At 62.1% G+C, this 17,561-nt stretch carries 13 protein-coding genes; 9 read left to right on the forward strand and 4 right to left on the reverse strand.

The genetic code is table 11. The features are described from left to right. Positions 1 to 88: 88 nt before the first annotated feature. The 3 genes from KHO23_RS13480 to KHO23_RS13490 all read right to left on the reverse strand — a co-directional run bounded on the left by KHO23_RS13480 (position 89) and on the right by KHO23_RS13490 (position 3,835). Entirely contained in the window at positions 89 to 1,081 is a 993-nt protein-coding gene (locus tag KHO23_RS13480; protein ID WP_211611734.1) for a DedA family protein/thiosulfate sulfurtransferase GlpE, read from the reverse strand. Positions 1,082 to 1,424: 343 nt separating this feature from the next. Continuing rightward, the gene (locus KHO23_RS13485; RefSeq protein ID WP_007178686.1) at positions 1,425 to 1,676 is read right to left on the reverse strand and encodes a hypothetical protein; all 252 of its coding nucleotides are present in this window, start codon (positions 1,674 to 1,676) and stop codon (positions 1,425 to 1,427) included. A gap of 467 nt (positions 1,677 to 2,143) precedes the next feature. Continuing rightward, on the reverse strand, positions 2,144 to 3,835 hold the full coding sequence (locus tag KHO23_RS13490; RefSeq protein WP_211611735.1) for a methyl-accepting chemotaxis protein: 1,692 nt from the start codon (positions 3,833 to 3,835) through the stop codon (positions 2,144 to 2,146). A 300-nt stretch (positions 3,836 to 4,135) separates the two neighbouring features. Here KHO23_RS13490 and KHO23_RS13495 point away from each other — a divergent pair, with 300 nt between their 5' ends. After that, positions 4,136 to 7,654: an ATP-binding protein gene (locus tag KHO23_RS13495; RefSeq protein ID WP_211611736.1), complete on the forward strand. Its 3,519-nt coding sequence runs from the start codon at positions 4,136 to 4,138 to the stop codon at positions 7,652 to 7,654. 47 nt (positions 7,655 to 7,701) lie between these two features. On the opposite strand, the gene KHO23_RS13500 is transcribed toward KHO23_RS13495, so the two are convergent. After that, complete coding sequence (locus KHO23_RS13500) at positions 7,702 to 9,102, reverse strand: GntP family permease (RefSeq protein ID WP_211611737.1); 1,401 nt, start codon at positions 9,100 to 9,102, stop codon at positions 7,702 to 7,704. A 312-nt stretch (positions 9,103 to 9,414) separates the two neighbouring features. Here KHO23_RS13500 and KHO23_RS13505 point away from each other — a divergent pair, with 312 nt between their 5' ends. From KHO23_RS13505 to KHO23_RS13540, 8 genes are all read left to right on the forward strand, one after another. Beyond that, positions 9,415 to 10,899, forward strand: a complete 1,485-nt coding sequence (locus KHO23_RS13505; RefSeq protein ID WP_211611738.1) for a sigma-54 interaction domain-containing protein — start codon at positions 9,415 to 9,417, stop codon at positions 10,897 to 10,899. An 87-nt stretch (positions 10,900 to 10,986) separates the two neighbouring features. After that, complete coding sequence (locus KHO23_RS13510) at positions 10,987 to 11,247, forward strand: hypothetical protein (RefSeq protein ID WP_211611739.1); 261 nt, start codon at positions 10,987 to 10,989, stop codon at positions 11,245 to 11,247. 509 nt (positions 11,248 to 11,756) lie between these two features. After that, the gene (locus KHO23_RS13515) at positions 11,757 to 11,960 is read left to right on the forward strand and encodes a hypothetical protein (RefSeq protein ID WP_211611740.1); all 204 of its coding nucleotides are present in this window, start codon (positions 11,757 to 11,759) and stop codon (positions 11,958 to 11,960) included. Between the two features lie 94 nt (positions 11,961 to 12,054). Next, positions 12,055 to 13,254 carry a serine hydrolase domain-containing protein gene (locus tag KHO23_RS13520; protein WP_211611741.1) on the forward strand — a complete coding sequence of 400 codons (1,200 nt, stop codon included), beginning with the start codon at positions 12,055 to 12,057 and terminating at the stop codon, positions 13,252 to 13,254. A gap of 157 nt (positions 13,255 to 13,411) precedes the next feature. Continuing rightward, on the forward strand, positions 13,412 to 13,702 hold the full coding sequence (locus tag KHO23_RS13525; protein WP_211611742.1) for an H-NS histone family protein: 291 nt from the start codon (positions 13,412 to 13,414) through the stop codon (positions 13,700 to 13,702). 636 nt (positions 13,703 to 14,338) lie between these two features. Continuing rightward, positions 14,339 to 14,863, forward strand: a complete 525-nt coding sequence (gene fae / locus KHO23_RS13530; RefSeq protein ID WP_211611743.1) for a formaldehyde-activating enzyme — start codon at positions 14,339 to 14,341, stop codon at positions 14,861 to 14,863. Positions 14,864 to 14,943: 80 nt separating this feature from the next. Continuing rightward, positions 14,944 to 15,981 carry an aldo/keto reductase gene (locus tag KHO23_RS13535; RefSeq protein WP_211611744.1) on the forward strand — a complete coding sequence of 346 codons (1,038 nt, stop codon included), beginning with the start codon at positions 14,944 to 14,946 and terminating at the stop codon, positions 15,979 to 15,981. After that, positions 15,978 to 17,417, forward strand: a complete 1,440-nt coding sequence (locus KHO23_RS13540) for an NAD-dependent succinate-semialdehyde dehydrogenase (protein WP_211611745.1) — start codon at positions 15,978 to 15,980, stop codon at positions 17,415 to 17,417. The genes KHO23_RS13535 and KHO23_RS13540 overlap by 4 nt, the downstream gene beginning before the upstream one ends. Positions 17,418 to 17,561: the final 144 nt, after the last annotated feature.

Consider the following 17,561-nt stretch of genomic DNA (forward strand, 5'->3'; position numbering starts at 1 on the left):
CCGCTCCTTCGGTGTTCATCCTGATTGATCGACACGGGGGCGAAGCGGCGCGGGCGCGCGGGCGCGCCGATGTGAATGCGCTGCTGCGCTACACGGCCTTCGGCGCGATATCGTCGACCGTCACGTCGGGCGGCGGCATGCCGGGCAGCGCGTCTACCGCTTTGCCCGAGTCGCGCCAGGCTTCCATGCCACCGCGCAACGGCAGCACGTCGGCGAAGCCGGCTTCGTTCATCTGTTTGGCCATCCATGCCGCGGATATTTCATTTGGGCACGAACAGTAAATCACCACCTTCTGATCGTGCGGGTACGTTGCGACGATCTCGTCGAGTTGCCGCTCGTCGGCGAATTGCGAGCCCGGAATCACGAACGGATCGAGCGCGCGCTTTTCCTGCGAGCGGATATCGAACAGCACCGGCGTTTTGCCGGCCGCGACTAGCGCCGCCAGCTCGTCGACTTCGATGCGTTGAGTCGCGAGCTTGGAAATCAGCTGGCGCCGACGAATCCAGCGATAGGCCGCATACAGCAGCAGCAACGCGACGGCCACCAGCGCGGCGGTTCGGCCGAGGCGTCCGGCGATCGCGAACAGCATGTCGATCTGTCGGGCGAACAGCGCGCCGATAATCAAACCGGTGCCCGACCACAAGGCGGCGCCGATGCTGTCGTAAGTGAGAAACGTGCGGTAGCGCGCGCCCATTGCGCCGGCCATCGGAATCGACACGATCGACAAGCCCGGCACGAACTTCGCCACGGCCAGCACGCGCACGCCCCAGCGGCCGAAAAAGCGTTCGGTCTTTTTTACACAGCTATCGCGTGACAGCGAAAGACGGCAGATCGTTTTCAGCGTGTTGCCGCCGTACACACGGCCGGCGAGATACCAGATGCTGTCGCCGATCAGCGTGGCGAATATCGACAACACAAGGACCGGCATCAGTTGCGTGCCCACTGACCCGGGATGCATGGCTGCCATCGCCCCGAACAGCACGAGCGACGGCATCGCCGGAACCGGCAGCCCGATCGAGGCGGCCAGCACGTTGGCGAAGACGAGCACGGGTCCATATTGCTCGACGAGATCATGTAGCATCGGCTTACATCCGCAGCCCTTTCGAGCGCGGCGCAGGTAGGGAAAGCAACGGAGTATGTAAGGATTATGGACGCATTTTCAAGACGTGCAAACGCCCGGAAAACCGGCCCGCTATTCGGATGTTAAAAGCACGACCGCGGCATGCCTGGCGGGCCAAAAGCGCGGATTGAAAGCGCGAATGGAACAAAGCGAAAATAATAAAGCTTTCGCGGCAAACTCGTGGCGAATAACGCCCTACGGACGTCCGTAGGGCGTTATTCCGCAATCGGTTGACGACTCAAACTGGCAATGGAGAGGCAGCGTACAGCATTTGCGCGCGAGCGCTATGCCTCGCACCGCAGCTTTACTGGCGATGATTGTGCTGTTCGCCCGGCAACTCCGCGCCATGCGCGCGAATCGCCGCAATTAGTTCGGCAGGCGTGATCTCGTAGCGCACTTCGCGGTGGATGCCTGGCTTGCGCTCATCGACCTCGATCAGAAGAATGCCTTTGCCGTCTTCTGTCGATTCGAGGCGCAGCGAGCGGAGTTCGCGCGCCGTTGCGTCGTCGTATTCGGTGAGCAGGGCCATTGACCCGGAGGACCCGGTAGTGCGCATCGAGGTTGTCCTTGTTCCGTTGTTGATCGAACCATTGTACGGGCAGGCCGGTGCGCCGTCTGTCGCGCCGCGCTCACATCTCGATTTGCCCGTTCACCTATCTGCTTGCCGGGCGCCGCGCCGTGCTGTATTGGCCAACGGCTGGCGAGGCCTGCCGGGCAGCGCGAGCCGTGACGCCCGACTGTGTTAATCAGTTTAACGCGACTCCCCGCCCCAACGACCTCATTTTTCGTGCCCCGTGCCGGTGCAGCGCTTCTCCCCGGCTGTCACAGTGCTGACGCGCGCATCGGTTAAGGGCAGGTGCAACGAGTACAACTGGCGGCAAAAAAATAGCCCGTCCTTGAAGAGACGGGCTGCTAAACGCCGTTGTTACTCGGATCAGCCTGCCCCTGCAACCAACTGGGCGCTGACGTTTCAATCGTGATGCGTCAATTGTGGGCTGTCGAGGTGGGAGTTACGCCGATCTATCAGATTAATGCCGTTTCTTCCTGCTCGACTTCGCGTGCTGACGCGCGCGCCGGATGCAGCGCCGCGTTGTGCGTGGGTCTCTGCTGCGGCGGCTGCGGCGGCTGCGCGGCTCGCTGCGCCGGCGTGGGCGTGGCTTCGGCGACGGTGAAAAGGCGCACTGCTTCGTCCAGCACGTCGGCCTGTTCCGCGAGACGCTGCGCCGTGGCTGCCGCCTGCTCGACCAGTGCCGCATTCTGCTGCGTGGCGCCATCGAGATGCGAGACTGCCTGATTGACCTGGCGAATCCCTTCCGCCTGTTCGCTGCTCGCATTTGCCACTTCGACAATGATCGACGACACGCGGCTCACCGCTTCATCGATTGTGCGCATCTGTGAAGTCGTGCGTGCAACCAGTTCCGTGCCGAGTGCCACTTCGGTTGCGCTGGCTTCGACTACCGACTTGATTTCCTTCGACGACTCCGCGCACCGTTGCGCCAGCATCCGTACTTCGCCCGCGACGACCGCGAACGAGCGGCCCGCTTCACCCGCGCGCGCCGCTTCGACTGCGGCATTCAGCGCCAGGATGTTGGTCTGGAACGCGATGCCGTCGATGACGCCCGTGATGTCCGCAATGCGCTTCGACGCCGCCGTGATGCCGGCCATGGTCTGCTCGACCTGGCCTGCGAGCTTGCCGCCAACGGCTGCCGCCGCTTGCGCGTCCCTGGCGAGATCGAGCGCGCGCACGCTGGCGTCGGCGTTGGCTTGCACGGTGGTGGTCAGTTCCTCCATGGTGGCGGCCGTTTCTTCGAGGGACGCCGCCTGCAATTCGGTGCGGCGCGCGAGATCGACATTGCCGCTGGAGATTTCACGCGCGTTGTCGAGCATGCCGGTGATCTGGGCACGCACGTCATAGACGATCGCCGCAAGATTGGCCTTCAGTTGATTCAAGGCCTGCAGCACGTCGCCGAGATCGTCATGGCGCGCGATCACCAGATCGGCGGTCAGGTCGCCCGCGGCGAGACGGGTCGCGAAGCCGGACATCTCGCGAATGGGTTCGCCGAGTTGCCGCGTCAGCATCCGCCAGGACAAAAGGCTGAATGCGGTGGTGACCCCAAACGCAATCCAGAACGGCACGGGCGGCGTACCTCCCCATGCAGCGAGGCCGGTTAGCAGCAAAGCCAGCGGCGTGATTGCATAGCCGACCGCCGCCCGCGAGGCGACTGGCAGGCGCATGAGCGATTGCACGCGGCCGAACATACCCGTGCGCACCACCACGCCGCGATGCAGTTTGAACGAACGCGACTCGCCAGTGCGGATTCGCGCGTACAACGCCTCAGCGGCGCGCACCGCATCGCGTGCCGGTTTCACGCGCACGCTCAGATAGCCGACCACCGCGCCTTTTTCGACGACCGGGGTGACGTTCGCTTGCACCCAGTAGTGATCGCCGTTCTTGCGGCGGTTCTTGACAAGCGCGGTCCACGGGCGACCGTCGCGGATCGTCGTCCACATGTCGGCGAAGGCTTCACGCGGCATGTCGGGATGACGGATCAGGTTGTGCGGCTGGCCGATCAGCTCTTCGCGCGTATAGCCCGAGACGGCGATGAAGGCCGGATTGCAATACTGGATGCGGCCGGTCAGATCGGTCGCGGAAACAAGCATCTGTGACGAAGCGAATTCGTACTCGTGCCCGGTGATGGGCTGGTTGTTGCGCATGGCTTTCCTTGCAGGTGCGGACGCGCGTCCGCGCGGTCCTTACATCTATGCAAGGAATAACGGCATTACCCACGCGGTCTTGAGGGTTTCCCAGTAAACCACTCAGGTTTATGACGCCCTGAGCCGTTATCGCAAGGTTGTCTTCATGCTCGTTGTATCGCCATGAAAATGGGTGCCGGATGCGTTTCGCCGTGCCTTCAAAAGCGTTACACTGCGCCGGTACAAGGCCTGCAGACGTGTCCCGTCGCCTCGTCCCCGCAGCGGTCTGCCTGCATGAAATCACGCTAGCTAAGCGCACTGATGCAGAAGATCCTCGACCGTACTCAGGAATCATTGGCGCACGCGTTCGCCTCGCTCGCGCATAATGCCAGGCGCCAACAGCGCTTGTACCTCGCAACGATTGTTTCGCTTCTGTTGATCGTTGTGATCTTCGCGCTGCTGCTGGCCGCGCTTGCCGCGGCGAAGCAGCTCGACTATCGGCGCGCCTTCTCCTCCCAGAATGCTGCCGATATCTCACAGCTCCTGCATCGGGAAGAGTCGTTTCTACGGCGTGCCGAATTCACGCTCGACTACTATCACGGTACCGACAACGTGCTGCATGTGCCGGCGGGTGTCGAGGAATCGGTCCGGCTAACCGGCGTCGCGCGCGGCACGGTCGATAGGGTCGACGCGCAATTCGACCTGCTGGTTGGCGAAGCAACGCGCACGGCATGGGGGCCGCAACTGGGCGCAAACCTGTGGCGCCTGTACGAAGCCGCCCAGTCCACCTTGGTCACCCAGCAGGCATTCGAACTGCGGCAACGCGCGATGTTGCTCGGGCTTAACGAAGACTATGCCGCGATCCTGCCATCGGTTAAACAACCGGCGGCCGGGCCCGCTACTGATGCCGGCGCCACACATACGCCGCCGCTGCAGCCGGCGATGGTGAGCAGCGTGCGCGAAACCCTGGAACGCGAACTGCTGGCGCAAACCGGCAAACGGGTGCCCGGCAAGGGCGAGCGTGTCTGGCTGGGCCCGTATCGCGACCCGCTCGAAGGTATCCCGGTGATGTCGGAGGTGAGTGCCAACTATGTCGGCGATGCGCCGACCGTGCTGATCACGGTGAGCATTCCGCTCGAAGCGCTTTCGGCGCTGCTTATCCGGCCCAACAGCGTGGGAACGCTGCTGTTAATGACGGCGGACCGCCGCGTGGCCGTGTCGATGCCTCCCGTCGACGGGCAAACCGCAACCATGCTGCAGGACGTTATCGCCCAGACGCCGCCAGGCACCGATCGCTTCACGCGCAACGGCATGATTCTGAGCGTCCCGCTCATACCGGGCTTCGGCTCGCTGGTCAGCTATATGTCCTGGCGCGCGCTGGCTGCCGCGCTCGGCTGGCAACTGGCCGTGCTGGCCGGCCTCACGCTGCTGATTCTGCTGGCGATCGCGTTGACGGCCCGTTTCTGGGGTCTCCGCCTGTTGCGGAACACTTTTGCGGAAACTTCACGCGCGCTGGAAAGCGAAACGATCAATCGCATTCTGGTTAGCGCGACGCCGATCGGCTTGTGCATCATCGGGCAAAGCGACTATTCGATCCTGACCGCCAACGCGCTTGCCGAAGAATTGCTGCATATCGAACCGGGCGGCAATCGCTTGCCACAGCACATCGTCGGCGAGTTCCGTGCCCAGGGGCCGAACAATCCTTCCGTCGCAGCGTTCGCCAAGGTCGCCTCATTTGTCACGCCTGCACGGTCGCCGCAGACCGAGATACAGACACAGCCGCCGTCGCAACCGCAGCCGGACGAAAGCGCCGCTGCGCACGTCCAGTTTCTCCAGTTCACCTACGCACCCGCGCACTACGCCGACAAGGAAGTGCTGTTCTGTGCGATTCTTGACGTCACTGCGCAGCATGCGCTCGAGCAGCAATTGCGGCTTGCGCAGCGGACCTCCGAGACCATGATGCGCGCGCGCTCGAATTTTTTCGCGTCGATGAGCCATGAGATCCGTACGCCGTTGAACGCGTTGCTTGGCAATCTCGAACTGTTCGCGCGAACCCCGGGACTCGACGCGCACGCGCAACGGCTCACGGCATTAAATGTCGCCGCCGATGCGTTGCGCCGAATCGTGAGTGACATTCTTGATTTTTCGAAGATCGATGCCGGCGAGATGAAGCTCGTGAGCGAATCGTTCCGTCTGCTCGACGATTTCGAAAATCTGGCGCTCTCCTACGCGCCGATGACGGCGGATCGTGCGATCCGCTTTTATGCGCATCTGTCGCCGACGCTCGATCAGGTGCTGCGTGGCGACCGCACGCGCATCGCGCAGATCGTCAATAACCTGTTGAGCAACGCGTTTAAATTCACTTCGTGCGGCAAGATCACGCTGAATGCGGGAGTGAAGGACGATCTGCAAGGCCGCCCGATTCTGACCTTTCAGGTCTGCGATTCGGGGATCGGCATGGATCAGGCGCTGGTGGCGCGCATCTTTAGTCCATTCGTGCAGGGCGAGGCGAGTACATCGAGCCGCTACGGTGGCACGGGTCTCGGGCTGTCGATCTGCGCGCGGCTATGCGAGTTGATGGGCGGCCATATTTCGGTCGAGAGCGTGCTGGGCGTCGGCAGCGCATTCAGCGCTTCAATCCCGCTCGCGCCGCCGGCCGATGCGGTGCGCGAGCCGGCTGTGGAGCCGGCACACCGTGGCAACGTGCTGGTGCTGTCCCAGGAACGCGAGTCCGGACGGATCATCGATAGCAGCTTGCATCTGGCGGGCTGGACCGTCCACACGGTGGTGTCAATGCGCAGCGCGCAAGCCTGGTTGCACGTGAACCGGCCCGATGCACTGGTGGTTACCGGTGAATACGACCTCGACGCGGTTGCCGCATTGCGCGCGGTGCAGCCGGTCGGCGCGGCGTGGATCACCCGCACCGGGCCGCATCGTCCGGTCTCGCGCGGCGATGGCGTGCTCGAAGTCACCGAATTCAGCCGCAAGGCGATTCTCTCGGCGCTCGATCTCGCGGCCGAGGGCACAAACGACACCGACCGGTTCGCGGCGCAGTCCACCCACCCCGCGGACTTCGCCTTGCCGCCGCCGGTGGCCAATCCTGCCTTGCAAGGCTTGACGATTCTGGTTGCCGAGGACAATCCACTGAACCAGACCTTGATCGTCGAGCAACTCAGCGCGCTGGGCTGTTTGCCGACGGTCGCCGGCGATGGACGGCAAGCGTTGGCGGTATTTGAACAGGCGCGCTTTGAAGTGGTTTTGACCGACATCCATATGCCGATCATGGACGGCTACGAATTGCTGGCGGCGTTGCGCAAGGCCCACCCGGAGGTGCCGGTGCTGGCTTTCAGCGCCGTCACCGATAATCAGCAGCCCGACGGTTGGCTTGAGCGTGGTTTTACCGGGCATGTCGCAAAGCCGGCGTCGTTGGCAGAGTTGGAGAGCGCCTTGCTTGTGCTCGTTTCCGCGCGGCGTCAGCCGCAGCCGGCGAGCGCGGCGATCTCGGCGACCGTCGTCACGACCGCCGAACCGGCGGACACGCTCAACGAAGACGACAAAGCGCGCTATACGGCCATGCTCAAAGCGCACTTGCAAAACGATCTGCCGAAATTGCTGGCGATTGTCGAGCGAGAGGACCGCCAGGCGTTGGGCGCCTGGTCGCATAGCGCGGGCGGCGCATTCATGATCGTGCGGCAGCCGCAGTTCGCGGAGCAATGCCGTGCGTTGCAGCGGCTATGTGAGAACAGCGAGCATTGGACGACCGAGATGGACGAACGCGCGATTTCGCTGCATGAGGCGCTATGCGATCACTTCGGATTGGATGAGGCGTCGACACAATGATGCGTTCTCAACGTCTCGATCGATTCAAGACGTTGAGTATCGAACGATCAAACCAGTCCGGTCATGTAATACACCGCGATCACGAAGAAAACGGCCAACGTCTTGATCACCGTCACCGCAAAGATATCGCGGTATGACTGGCGGTGCGTCAATCCCGTCACGGCCAGCAGCGTGATCACCGCGCCGTTATGCGGCAGCGTGTCCATCCCGCCGCTCGCCATGGCGACAACCCGGTGCAGCACTTCCATCGGGATATGCGCCGCTTCAGCGCCCTTGATGAACGTGTCGGACATGGCCGCGAGCGCGATGCTCATACCACCCGACGCCGAACCCGTGATACCCGCAAGCGAACTCACCGAAACCGCGGCATTGACGAGCGGATTAGGAATGCTCTTCAGCGCATCGCTGACCACCAGAAAGCCGGGCAAAGCCGCGATCACGCCGCCAAAACCATATTCCGACGCCGTATTCAATGAAGCCAGCAGTGCGCCCGCCACTGCCGCCTTGGTGCCGACCGCGAAGCGCTCACGCACGCGGCCGAACGCCGTCACCACGACCATCACGATACCGAGCAGCAGCGCGCCTTCGACGGCCCAGATCGCGACCACGCTTTTGATCGTCGTCGTGACCGGTGCATGGATGCCCGGCAGGATGTCCGGTGTGACGGTGTACGTTGCGCCGTACCAGTTCGGAATCCAGCGCGTCAGCAGGAAGTTCGCCACGCCCACCAGCACCAGCGGCGCAACCGCCAGCAGCGGATGCGGCAGTTGCTTCGATTCGACGCGCTCCGGCTCGTTGACGAGATTCGTGCCGTAGCCTTCGCCGGTCGCCATCGCCGCGCGGCGGCGCCATTCCAGATACGTGAGGCCAACCGCGATGATGAACAGCGAGCCGATCACGCCGAGCGTGGGCGCGGCCCATGACGTCGTCTTGAAGAAGGTGGTCGGGATGATGTTCTGGATCTGCGGCGTGCCCGGCAGTGAATCCATCGTGAACGAGAACGCGCCGAGCGCGATCGCGCCAGGCATCAGGCGTTTCGGAATATTGCTCTGACGGTACAACTCGGCCGCGAACGGATACACGGCGAACACCACCACGAACAACGATACGCCGCCATAGGTGAGCAAGGCGCACACCGCGACGATCACCGCATTGGCGCGTGAGCGGCCAATATACCGGATGGCCGCGGCCACGATCGACTCCGAGAAGCCGGAGAGTTCAATGACCTTGCCGAACACCGCGCCCAGCAGAAATACGGGGAAGTAAAGCTTCACGAAGCCGACCATCTTCTCCATGAAAATGCCGGAGAACACCGGTGCAACGGCACCCGGATCGGTCAGCAGCACCGCGCCAAGGGCGGCGATCGGTGCGAACAGAATGACGCTGTAGCCGCGATACGCGGCAAACATCAGAAACGCCAGCGCGGCGAGGACGATGACAAAGGACATTGAGTCTCCAAAGCTTGGTTGTTCTACGTGTACGCCGTCTCGATGAGTGCGACGGCCCGGCGCCCGCAAATGCAGATTCCATGCCACGTGCGCTCCAGCGGCCTGCCCGTTGATTTCACAGGCCGAAGCTCGAAACGTGATGCGGCCGATTGTACCCAAACGTCTCAAAAACGGGACGCAAATCAACTGAACATAGGTCGAACTGAGGTTAAACCATTACGGGACAAGCTTGCTGGCGATCTCGTCGATGAGATAAGCTGTCTACGAAATGAGATATGCATAAATAAAACGATGGCCGGAGACAGCGACACCATGATGAATGACTGGGCGGGCCTTCCCGCCACGTACGGCGACGTACTTCGCCGGGCGATGGATTCGCTTTTCCGTACGTTCGAAAACTTCAGCGAAGGCACGTTCATTGTCGACGCCGAGGCGCGCGTCGTCTGGATCAACAAGCGCTACGCGGCGCGCTTCGGTTTTTCGGATCCGGAGCAGGCGATCGGCCGGGATTGCGAAGAGGTGATTCCCAACAGCCTGATGCGCGAGGTCGTGAAGACCGGCAAACCGATTCTGCTCGATATCCTCGAAACGGACCGCGAGCCGCTTGTTGTGACGCGGCTGCCGCTGAAAGACGATGCGGGCGAAACGGTCGGCGCGGTGGGTTTCGCGTTGTTCGACGAGCTCAAGGCGCTGACGCCGCTTTTTTCCCACTATTCGCGTGTGCAGGAAGAGTTGATCGCGACGCGTCAGTCGCTAGCGCGGGCAAGACGGGCTAAATACACGTTCGGCAGTTTTGTCGGCACGAGCGCGGCCAGTCTCGAAGTGAAGCGCCAGGCCCGCCGCGCCGCGCAACTCGAGTCGCCGGTGCTGTTGCTCGGCGAAACCGGAACCGGCAAGGAACTGCTGGCGCACGCGATTCATGGCGGGTCGGCGCGGGCGAATCAGCCGCTCGTGACCGTCAACGTCGCGGCGATTCCGGACACCTTGCTCGAAGTCGAATTCTTCGGCGCCGCGCCTGGCGCTTATACCGGCGCCGACCGGAAGGGGCGTGTCGGCAAGTTCGAACTCGCGAACGGCGGTACGCTGTTTCTCGACGAAATCGGTGATATGCCGCTGCCTCTGCAGGGCAAGCTGCTGCGCGTGCTGCAGGACAAGGAGTTCGAACCGCTCGGCTCGAACCGGATCGTGCGCGCAGACGTGCGGATCATCGCCGCGACCTCGGCCGACTTGCCGGCGCTGGTCGCGGCAGGGCGTTTCCGCGCGGATCTGTTCTATCGGCTGAACGTGCTGACGATCCAGGCGCCGCCGCTTCGCGAGCGCTCGTCCGATATCGAAGCGCTTGCCTACGCCATGCTTGAGGACCTGTCGTCGCAAGCGCGCGGCGCCAGTCACTTCGAATTGCAGGACGACGCGCTGCGGCTGCTGTGTTTGTATGCGTGGCCCGGCAATGTGCGCGAACTGCGCAACACGCTGGAGCGGGCGGTGATGCTGGCGGACAGCGAGCGAATCGATGCGCGTGCGCTGGCGCCGTTCATCGGTTCGGCGCATGGCGGGCATCGTTTGCATGGTTCCACGGTTTCCGACGCGCTCGCTTCAGGCGCGGCCTCAGTGGCCTCAGCGGAATCTGAGGCATCCGAGGCGATGTCGTGGAGCGACGCTATGGCCGCGTTCGAAAAGCGCTACCTGGGCGACGCCTTGCGCGCCAACGGCGGTCGCGTGATCGAGACAGCCATGCAGATCGGCATGGGCCGCGCGACGCTTTATAAGAAGATCGCGGCATACGGCATCGAAGTGTGACAAAGTCCGGCGACATCGAATGACGCAGTGCAATGGCCGCGTGGCACAATCGCGTGATCGAAAAACAAGATGTGATCGGGGTTTCAAATGAAACGCAGTCTCTTCTCTTTCGCGCGCGGTGCCTGTGCCGTGTTGGCGCTTCCCGCAATCGCCGTGTTGAGCGGTTGCAGCAGCAGTGCACCGCTGTTTCTGTCGGACGGCCGCCTGACTACGCTGGTTCAATGTCCAGCGGGCTCCGACTCCTGCTCTCAGCAGGCAAACGCGGCTTGCGGCGGCGCCTTCGACGTCGTGCGCCAGTCCAGCGACAACGGCACGCTCAGTCTGATATACGCCTGCCGGGCGAAATGACGTGACGCCAGCCAACGGCTGGCGTAACTGGATTGAAAATTTCCTTCTTTGATCCCGCCGCCCTTGCGTGACGGCGGGCATCCCCCGCTCAGCGCGGATTCTGTTTGAACGGTCCAAACCCGGTCATACGACAAACCGATGTCGTGCAATATGCATATGACCGTCATAAATATCTGTCACTAATGCGCACTGGCGCAGCGGTTATGATGCGTATTGGATTTTCATCGAACTGCTTTCAGACGATTAATCATGCTGTTTGTACCGATAACACAGCGCTCCGGTTTTCTATTAATTCGGGTCGGTGCGGCAGCTAACGGAACGCGGGGATTCTTCTCAGTATTGTCATTGGGTCGGCTCAAAGATAAAACAAAATACGCAGATTTTGCCGGGTTGCGGCGGGGTGGATTAACGGTTTAAGAAAGATTTTCCGTTTGAATGGACTGGATGGTGTAATTGCGGCACGTTTTATGCTCTTTAAACGAGTTCAATGAGTAATTCCGGGGAAAGCAATGAATCACCGTCAACTCGAAAAAGATATCGAACATCTTGAACATGTGATCTCGCATATCTCCGCTGAAGACCGTATCCCACTGTCCTATTGGCGCAACCGCATCGCTTCGGTGTCCGGGGCGGTGCTGGTGCCGGCGCAGGCCAATCGTGTCAAACGGCTCGATGCAGCCCTATCGGCACTAGAGCAGCGGCGAAAAGTGTGACTGTCCACCGAGGGGAAGGTGACATGTACCGTCTGATCGGGTAACGTTTTCTGCAAAAATAAGGGAACGTGACACCTAAGGAATCAGGAGGAGCATGCAACCTGCAGGGCTTTCAACTGCTCGACTGAAGGCGCTCACGAACGCCATGCAAGGCTATGTGGAGCGCGGCGAGGTGGCGGGCGTCGTTTTGCTGGTCTGGCGGCGCGGTGAAATCGGCTATTTCGAGCCGTTCGGCCTGCGCGACGAAGCCGCCCAATTGCCCATGGAGCGCGACACACTGTTTCGCATCGCCTCGATGACCAAGCCGGTGACGAGTGCGGCGATTCTGATGCTCATCGAAGAGGACCGGCTCGCACTCGACACCCCGATCTCGTTGTGGCTGCCGGAGCTGGCGGCGCCATCCGTGCTGCGCGACCCGGCCGGCCCGCTCGACGAAACCGACCCGGCCCGAGTGCCGCTGACCGTGCTCGACCTGCTCACGCATCGCGCCGGCTACGCGTATCACTTTACCGCCACCGGTCCGTTGGCCGAGGCTTACGCGGCCGCTTTCAACGGAATCGAAGCGCGCGGCGATGCCAGCGCGTGGCTGAAGCGGATCGCCAGCTTGCCGTTGATGTTTCAACCCGGTTCGCGCTGGCACTACGGCATCGCAACCGATGTACTGGGCGTGCTGATCGAGCGCGTCAGCGGCATGCGGCTCGGCGATTTCTTCCGGACACGGATCTTCGAACCGCTCGGCATGCGCGACACCGCGTTCTGGGTGCATGACTCACAGCTCACGCGTTTGGCGACGGCGTATGGCGTCGAGCCGGGCACGCGGCGGCGTGTGGTCGAAGATCATCCGTCGGCGAGCCGCTGGGCGAATCCGGACCGGTTTCAGAGTGGCGGTGGCGGGCTTGTCTCGACGGCGCAGGACTATCTGCAGTTCGCGCAGCTGTTGTTAGGGCGTGGGCGCGTCGGTTCGATACGGTTGCTGTCGCATCGCTCGGTCGATCTGATGCGCTCGAATTTTCTGACCCGCGACCAGCGCCGCGTGCCGGCGTTCGGTCATGTGATGTGGGCGGGCCAAGGCTTTGGCCTCGGTTTGTCCATCGTCGACGATCCAGCCCAGCAGTTGCCGCTCGGCTATCGCTCGATAGGTTCGTTCGGTTGGCCAGGTGCCTATGGCACGAGCTGGTTCGCCGATCCGGTGGAGGACCTGATCGGTCTCATGCTGATTCAGCGGCGTGCGGTCGAACCCTTCCCAATGTCGGTCGATTTCGAACGCCGCGTGTACGATGCAATTGACGATTGAGTGCATGGACCTCGGCAGTTAGGTGCGGGTTTGCCCTGCTTGGGCCGCCCTGCGCGGGTCGCTCTATCCGGCGCATTATTCGTCTGATAGTGTCCCCAAAGGGACTTCCTCCGGGGTGTCCGCGCTACAGCTCGTCAAATCGATCGGAGTATCCGCCATGCCATCGTACAAACAGTTGACCGCTCAACTCGAAAAGCTTCACAAGGAAGTCGCGGTGGCGCGCGAAAAAGAAATCGCGCAGGCGATCGCCGAGATCAAGCAGAAGGTCGCCGAATACGACCTGACAGCGGAAGAGCTGGGTTTCACAAGCAAGCGTCTGGCGGCACGCAAAACGGCTTCGGTAGCCAAGTACCGCAACCCGAAAACCGGCGAGACGTGGAGCGGCCGTGGCCGCTCGCCTGGCTGGCTCGCGGGCAAGAATCGCGAACGCTTTCTGATCGAAGTCTGAAGTCGTTTCGCACATGGCGCTTGCGCTCGCAACGTGCCGATTTTTCTGAAGTGAAGTTGCATCGGGTTTTTCTCGCACCGCTGAGAGGGTCCCGAAAACACTCACCTTTCGAGTGAGCTTGCAACGCGTGCCGTGAGTTTCGCGAAGCGCCTCGTGCCTGGATTCGTTGTTTCGGTGAGCCTGGTTTTGTCGGATGACGCACTGTGCGGTGCGATATCCGGGTTGTGCCTCGTACCCGCACGACTTCCCCGAAACTCGCGCGGGCCATTGCTGGCGGGCGTTCCCAGGCTATGCGAAACATCGTGCAGGCGGTCGTTCGGTTCTCACGCTGTCTATTCCGCCAACTTTGCCTCGATGCCGGATCTAGCGTAGCGGGTGCGTGAGCGGCCGTTGGTGTGTTCACCTTTCGCCACGATTTGAGGTTCGCAATCACGGGTCCCGAAAACGCTCACCTTTGCGCTCTTCCGCGTGCGGGACCCGATACGCCGCCTCATTGCCCTCTAATCGCGACCCAAGGCGCTCGGGGCAAACCCGGAGATGAGTTCCTCTCATACCCCGGATCAAAACTCATCGATACAGGGCCGCGAAGACCGGACAGCACAATCGATCATCTACTCACCTCCTGACGGAAAGACCATGAGCGTATCGACGGACAAGCAACTCTATATCGGCGAAGGATTTGAAGGCCCCGGCGTCAACCTCGCGCACATCAACGTACTCGTCGGCCCGCGCAACGGGCCTGCGGGCCAGGCTTTCGCCACCGCATTGGCGACGCCTTCCGCGGGGCATGCGCCGTTCGTCGTGATCGCGAGGCCGGGTGTGCCGACCAAGCCGTTGACGCTGTACGTGAACAAGGCGCAGATCGGCAGCGACTTCCACGGCAACGCAACGTGGGGCGCATCGCAGGCCGGCATCGCCAAGGCGGTGGCCGAGTCGCTCGAGAACGGCACGCTGCCGCCGGAAGCGGAAAACGATTGGGTGGTGGTGTCGGCGAACTGGGTCAATCCGGGTACCGACGATCTCGACGCTGTCTTCGAGAACAACTACCGCGCGTGTAAGAACGCGATCCTCGCGGCGATGAAGGACCTCCCGCATCGCGATGAAGTGTTTGCCGCCGCGCGCGAGGTATCGAATCCGTTCTACACCCCCAAACAACGTTAATCACGCAACGCGGTTGGCGCGCCGTGCGTGCCGCGCGACCGCTTGCGTAACTGAATGCGCTCAGGAAGGAGACAAGCACTATGGAATACATTCGCCTTGGCCACTCGGGCCTGAAGGTTTCGCGGCTGTGCCTCGGCACGATGAATATGGGCACACCGCAATGGAAGCCGTGGATTTTCGACGAAGCGCAGAGCGAGCCGATCGTGCGCCACGCGCTGGAAGCCGGCGTCAATTTCATTGACCTCGCCGATTTCTATTCGACCGGCGTGAATGAAGAAGTCGTCGGTCGCATTCTGAAGCGCATTGCGCGCCGTGAGGAAATCGTCGTGACGACCAAGGTCGGTTATGACATGGGCACGTATCAGAACGCCGGCGGCCATTCGCGCAAGCACGTCATGGATGGCATCGACGCGTCGCTTAAACGTCTCGGCATGGATTACGTCGATATTTACATGCTGCATTTCTTCGACGTGAATACGCCCGTTGAGGAAACCATGGGCGCGTTGAACGATATCGTGCGCGCGGGCAAGGCTCGCTACATCGGCGTATCGACAATGTACACCTGGCAGTTCGCCAAAATCATGCAAGTGTGCGAACGCAACGGCTGGCACAAGCCGATCAACATGCAGTTGCAATTGAACCTTGCGTACCGCGAGGAAGAGCGCGAAATGATTCCATATTGCCAGGATCAGGGCGTCGGCGTGTCGGTGTTCAGTCCGCTGGCGCGCGGTCTTCTGACCTGCGATCCGAACTCCACGCGCAATCAGACCGATTTCTTCACGGCGCAAATGTACGGCGATACGGCGTCGCGCGAGATTGCCGCGTCGGTGGCGCGCGTGGCGGCGCGGCGCGGGGTGTCGGCTGCGCAGATTGCGCAGGCGTGGGTGCTGAATCATGGCGGCGTTGCCAGCATGCTGGTCGGCGCGGACACGCCCGCGCAATTCGACAGCGCGCTCGCCGCGCTCGGCACGAAGCTCAGTGAAGACGAACTGTTCGAACTCGAACGCAATTACACCCCGTGCGATCTGATCAACGACTACACCGCAGGCAAGCGCATCGCCCGCGAAGCGCGACTTGCGCAAGGCGTATTCGCCGGGAACATGGAGAAGGCAGCATGAACGAGTTTCTTCGCACAGGGCATTACATTGCCGGCGAATGGTATGGAAGCGCGAGCAGTTACCCTGTTCTGAATCCGGCGACGGGAGAGGTCATCGCGCAGGTCGCGAAAGGCGGCTCGGCGGAAACGACGCAAGCCATCGAAGCGGCCGAACGTGCCTTTCCGGCATGGCGGAAGCTGACCGCCAAGGAGCGCGGCGCGCGCGTTAAACGCTGGGGCGAATTGATGCTCGAGAACCGCGACGCGCTCGCTGAACTGCTGACGCTCGAGCAAGGCAAGCCGCTTGCCGAAGCGCGCGGCGAAGTGGGCTATGCGGCGAGCTTCTTCGAATGGTTCGCCGAGGAAGCGAAGCGCAGCTATGGCGACGTGATCCCGAGCCCGAATCCGAACGCGAAGATTATCGTGACGCGCGAGCCGGTCGGCGTGGTCGCGGCCATCACGCCGTGGAATTTCCCGCTCGCCATGATCACGCGCAAGGCCGGTCCGGCGCTCGCTGCGGGTTGCACGATGGTGCTCAAGCCTTCCGAAGAAACGCCGTTGTCCGCCCTTGCATTGGCGGTGCTGGCGGAACAGGCCGGCATCCCGCCAGGCGTGTTCAACATCGTCTCCGGTGATGCGGTGGCGATCGGCGGCGTGATGACGGAATCGGACGTGGTGCGCAAGCTCTCGTTCACCGGCTCTACGCGCGTCGGCAAGCTGCTCGCGAAGCAGTCGGCGGATACGCTGAAGAAGCTGTCTCTGGAGCTTGGCGGAAACGCACCATTCATCGTGTTTGACGATGCGGATCTCGACGCCGCCGTGCAGGGTGCAATGGCTTCGAAGTTTCGCAACACCGGGCAGACCTGTGTGTGCGTGAACCGTTTTTACGTGCAGGACGGAATTTACGATGCGTTCACGCAGGCACTGACACAGGCCGTACGGAAAATGCGCGTCGGTAATGCACTGCAAGGCGAGGTTGAGCAAGGTCCGCTGATCAACCAGGCGGCGCTGAAGAAGGTGGAAACGCACGTCGCCGACGCGCTGCAAAAGGGCGCGAAGGTATTGACCGGCGGAAAGCCGCACGCGCTCGGCGGCACGTTCTATGAGCCGACTGTGCTGGCCGATGCGTCGAAGTCGATGCTGATCGCGGAGGAAGAAACCTTCGGCCCGGTGGCAGCCTGTTTCCGCTTCAAGTCCGAAGAGGAGGCCATTGCCGCGGCCAACGACACGCCGTTCGGCCTTTCCGCGTATTTCTACACGCGTGACCTGGCCCGCGCATGGCGCGTTGCCGAGGCGCTGGAGAGCGGCATGGTCGGCATCAATGAGGGCATTGTGTCGACCGAAGTCGCGCCGTTCGGCGGCGTCAAACAATCGGGTCTTGGCCGCGAAGGCTCGAAGTACGGGCTCGATGAATACACCGAACTGAAGTACATGATGATGGGCGGCCTCGGCCGCTAGCCTTCGCATCGAGCGTTTACGCGTCCGCTTCATGCCGCACGTGCAAGAGGCGGACGATGCAGCCCTGCTGCCCTGTGTCTCCGAAGCCGGCCAAACGCCAGTCACACGCCGGCCATGCAGGGTCGCCCACACAATGAAGGAGAC

The sequence above is a fragment of the Paraburkholderia haematera genome, assembly GCF_905220975.1.
Classification (GTDB): domain Bacteria; phylum Pseudomonadota; class Gammaproteobacteria; order Burkholderiales; family Burkholderiaceae; genus Paraburkholderia; species Paraburkholderia haematera.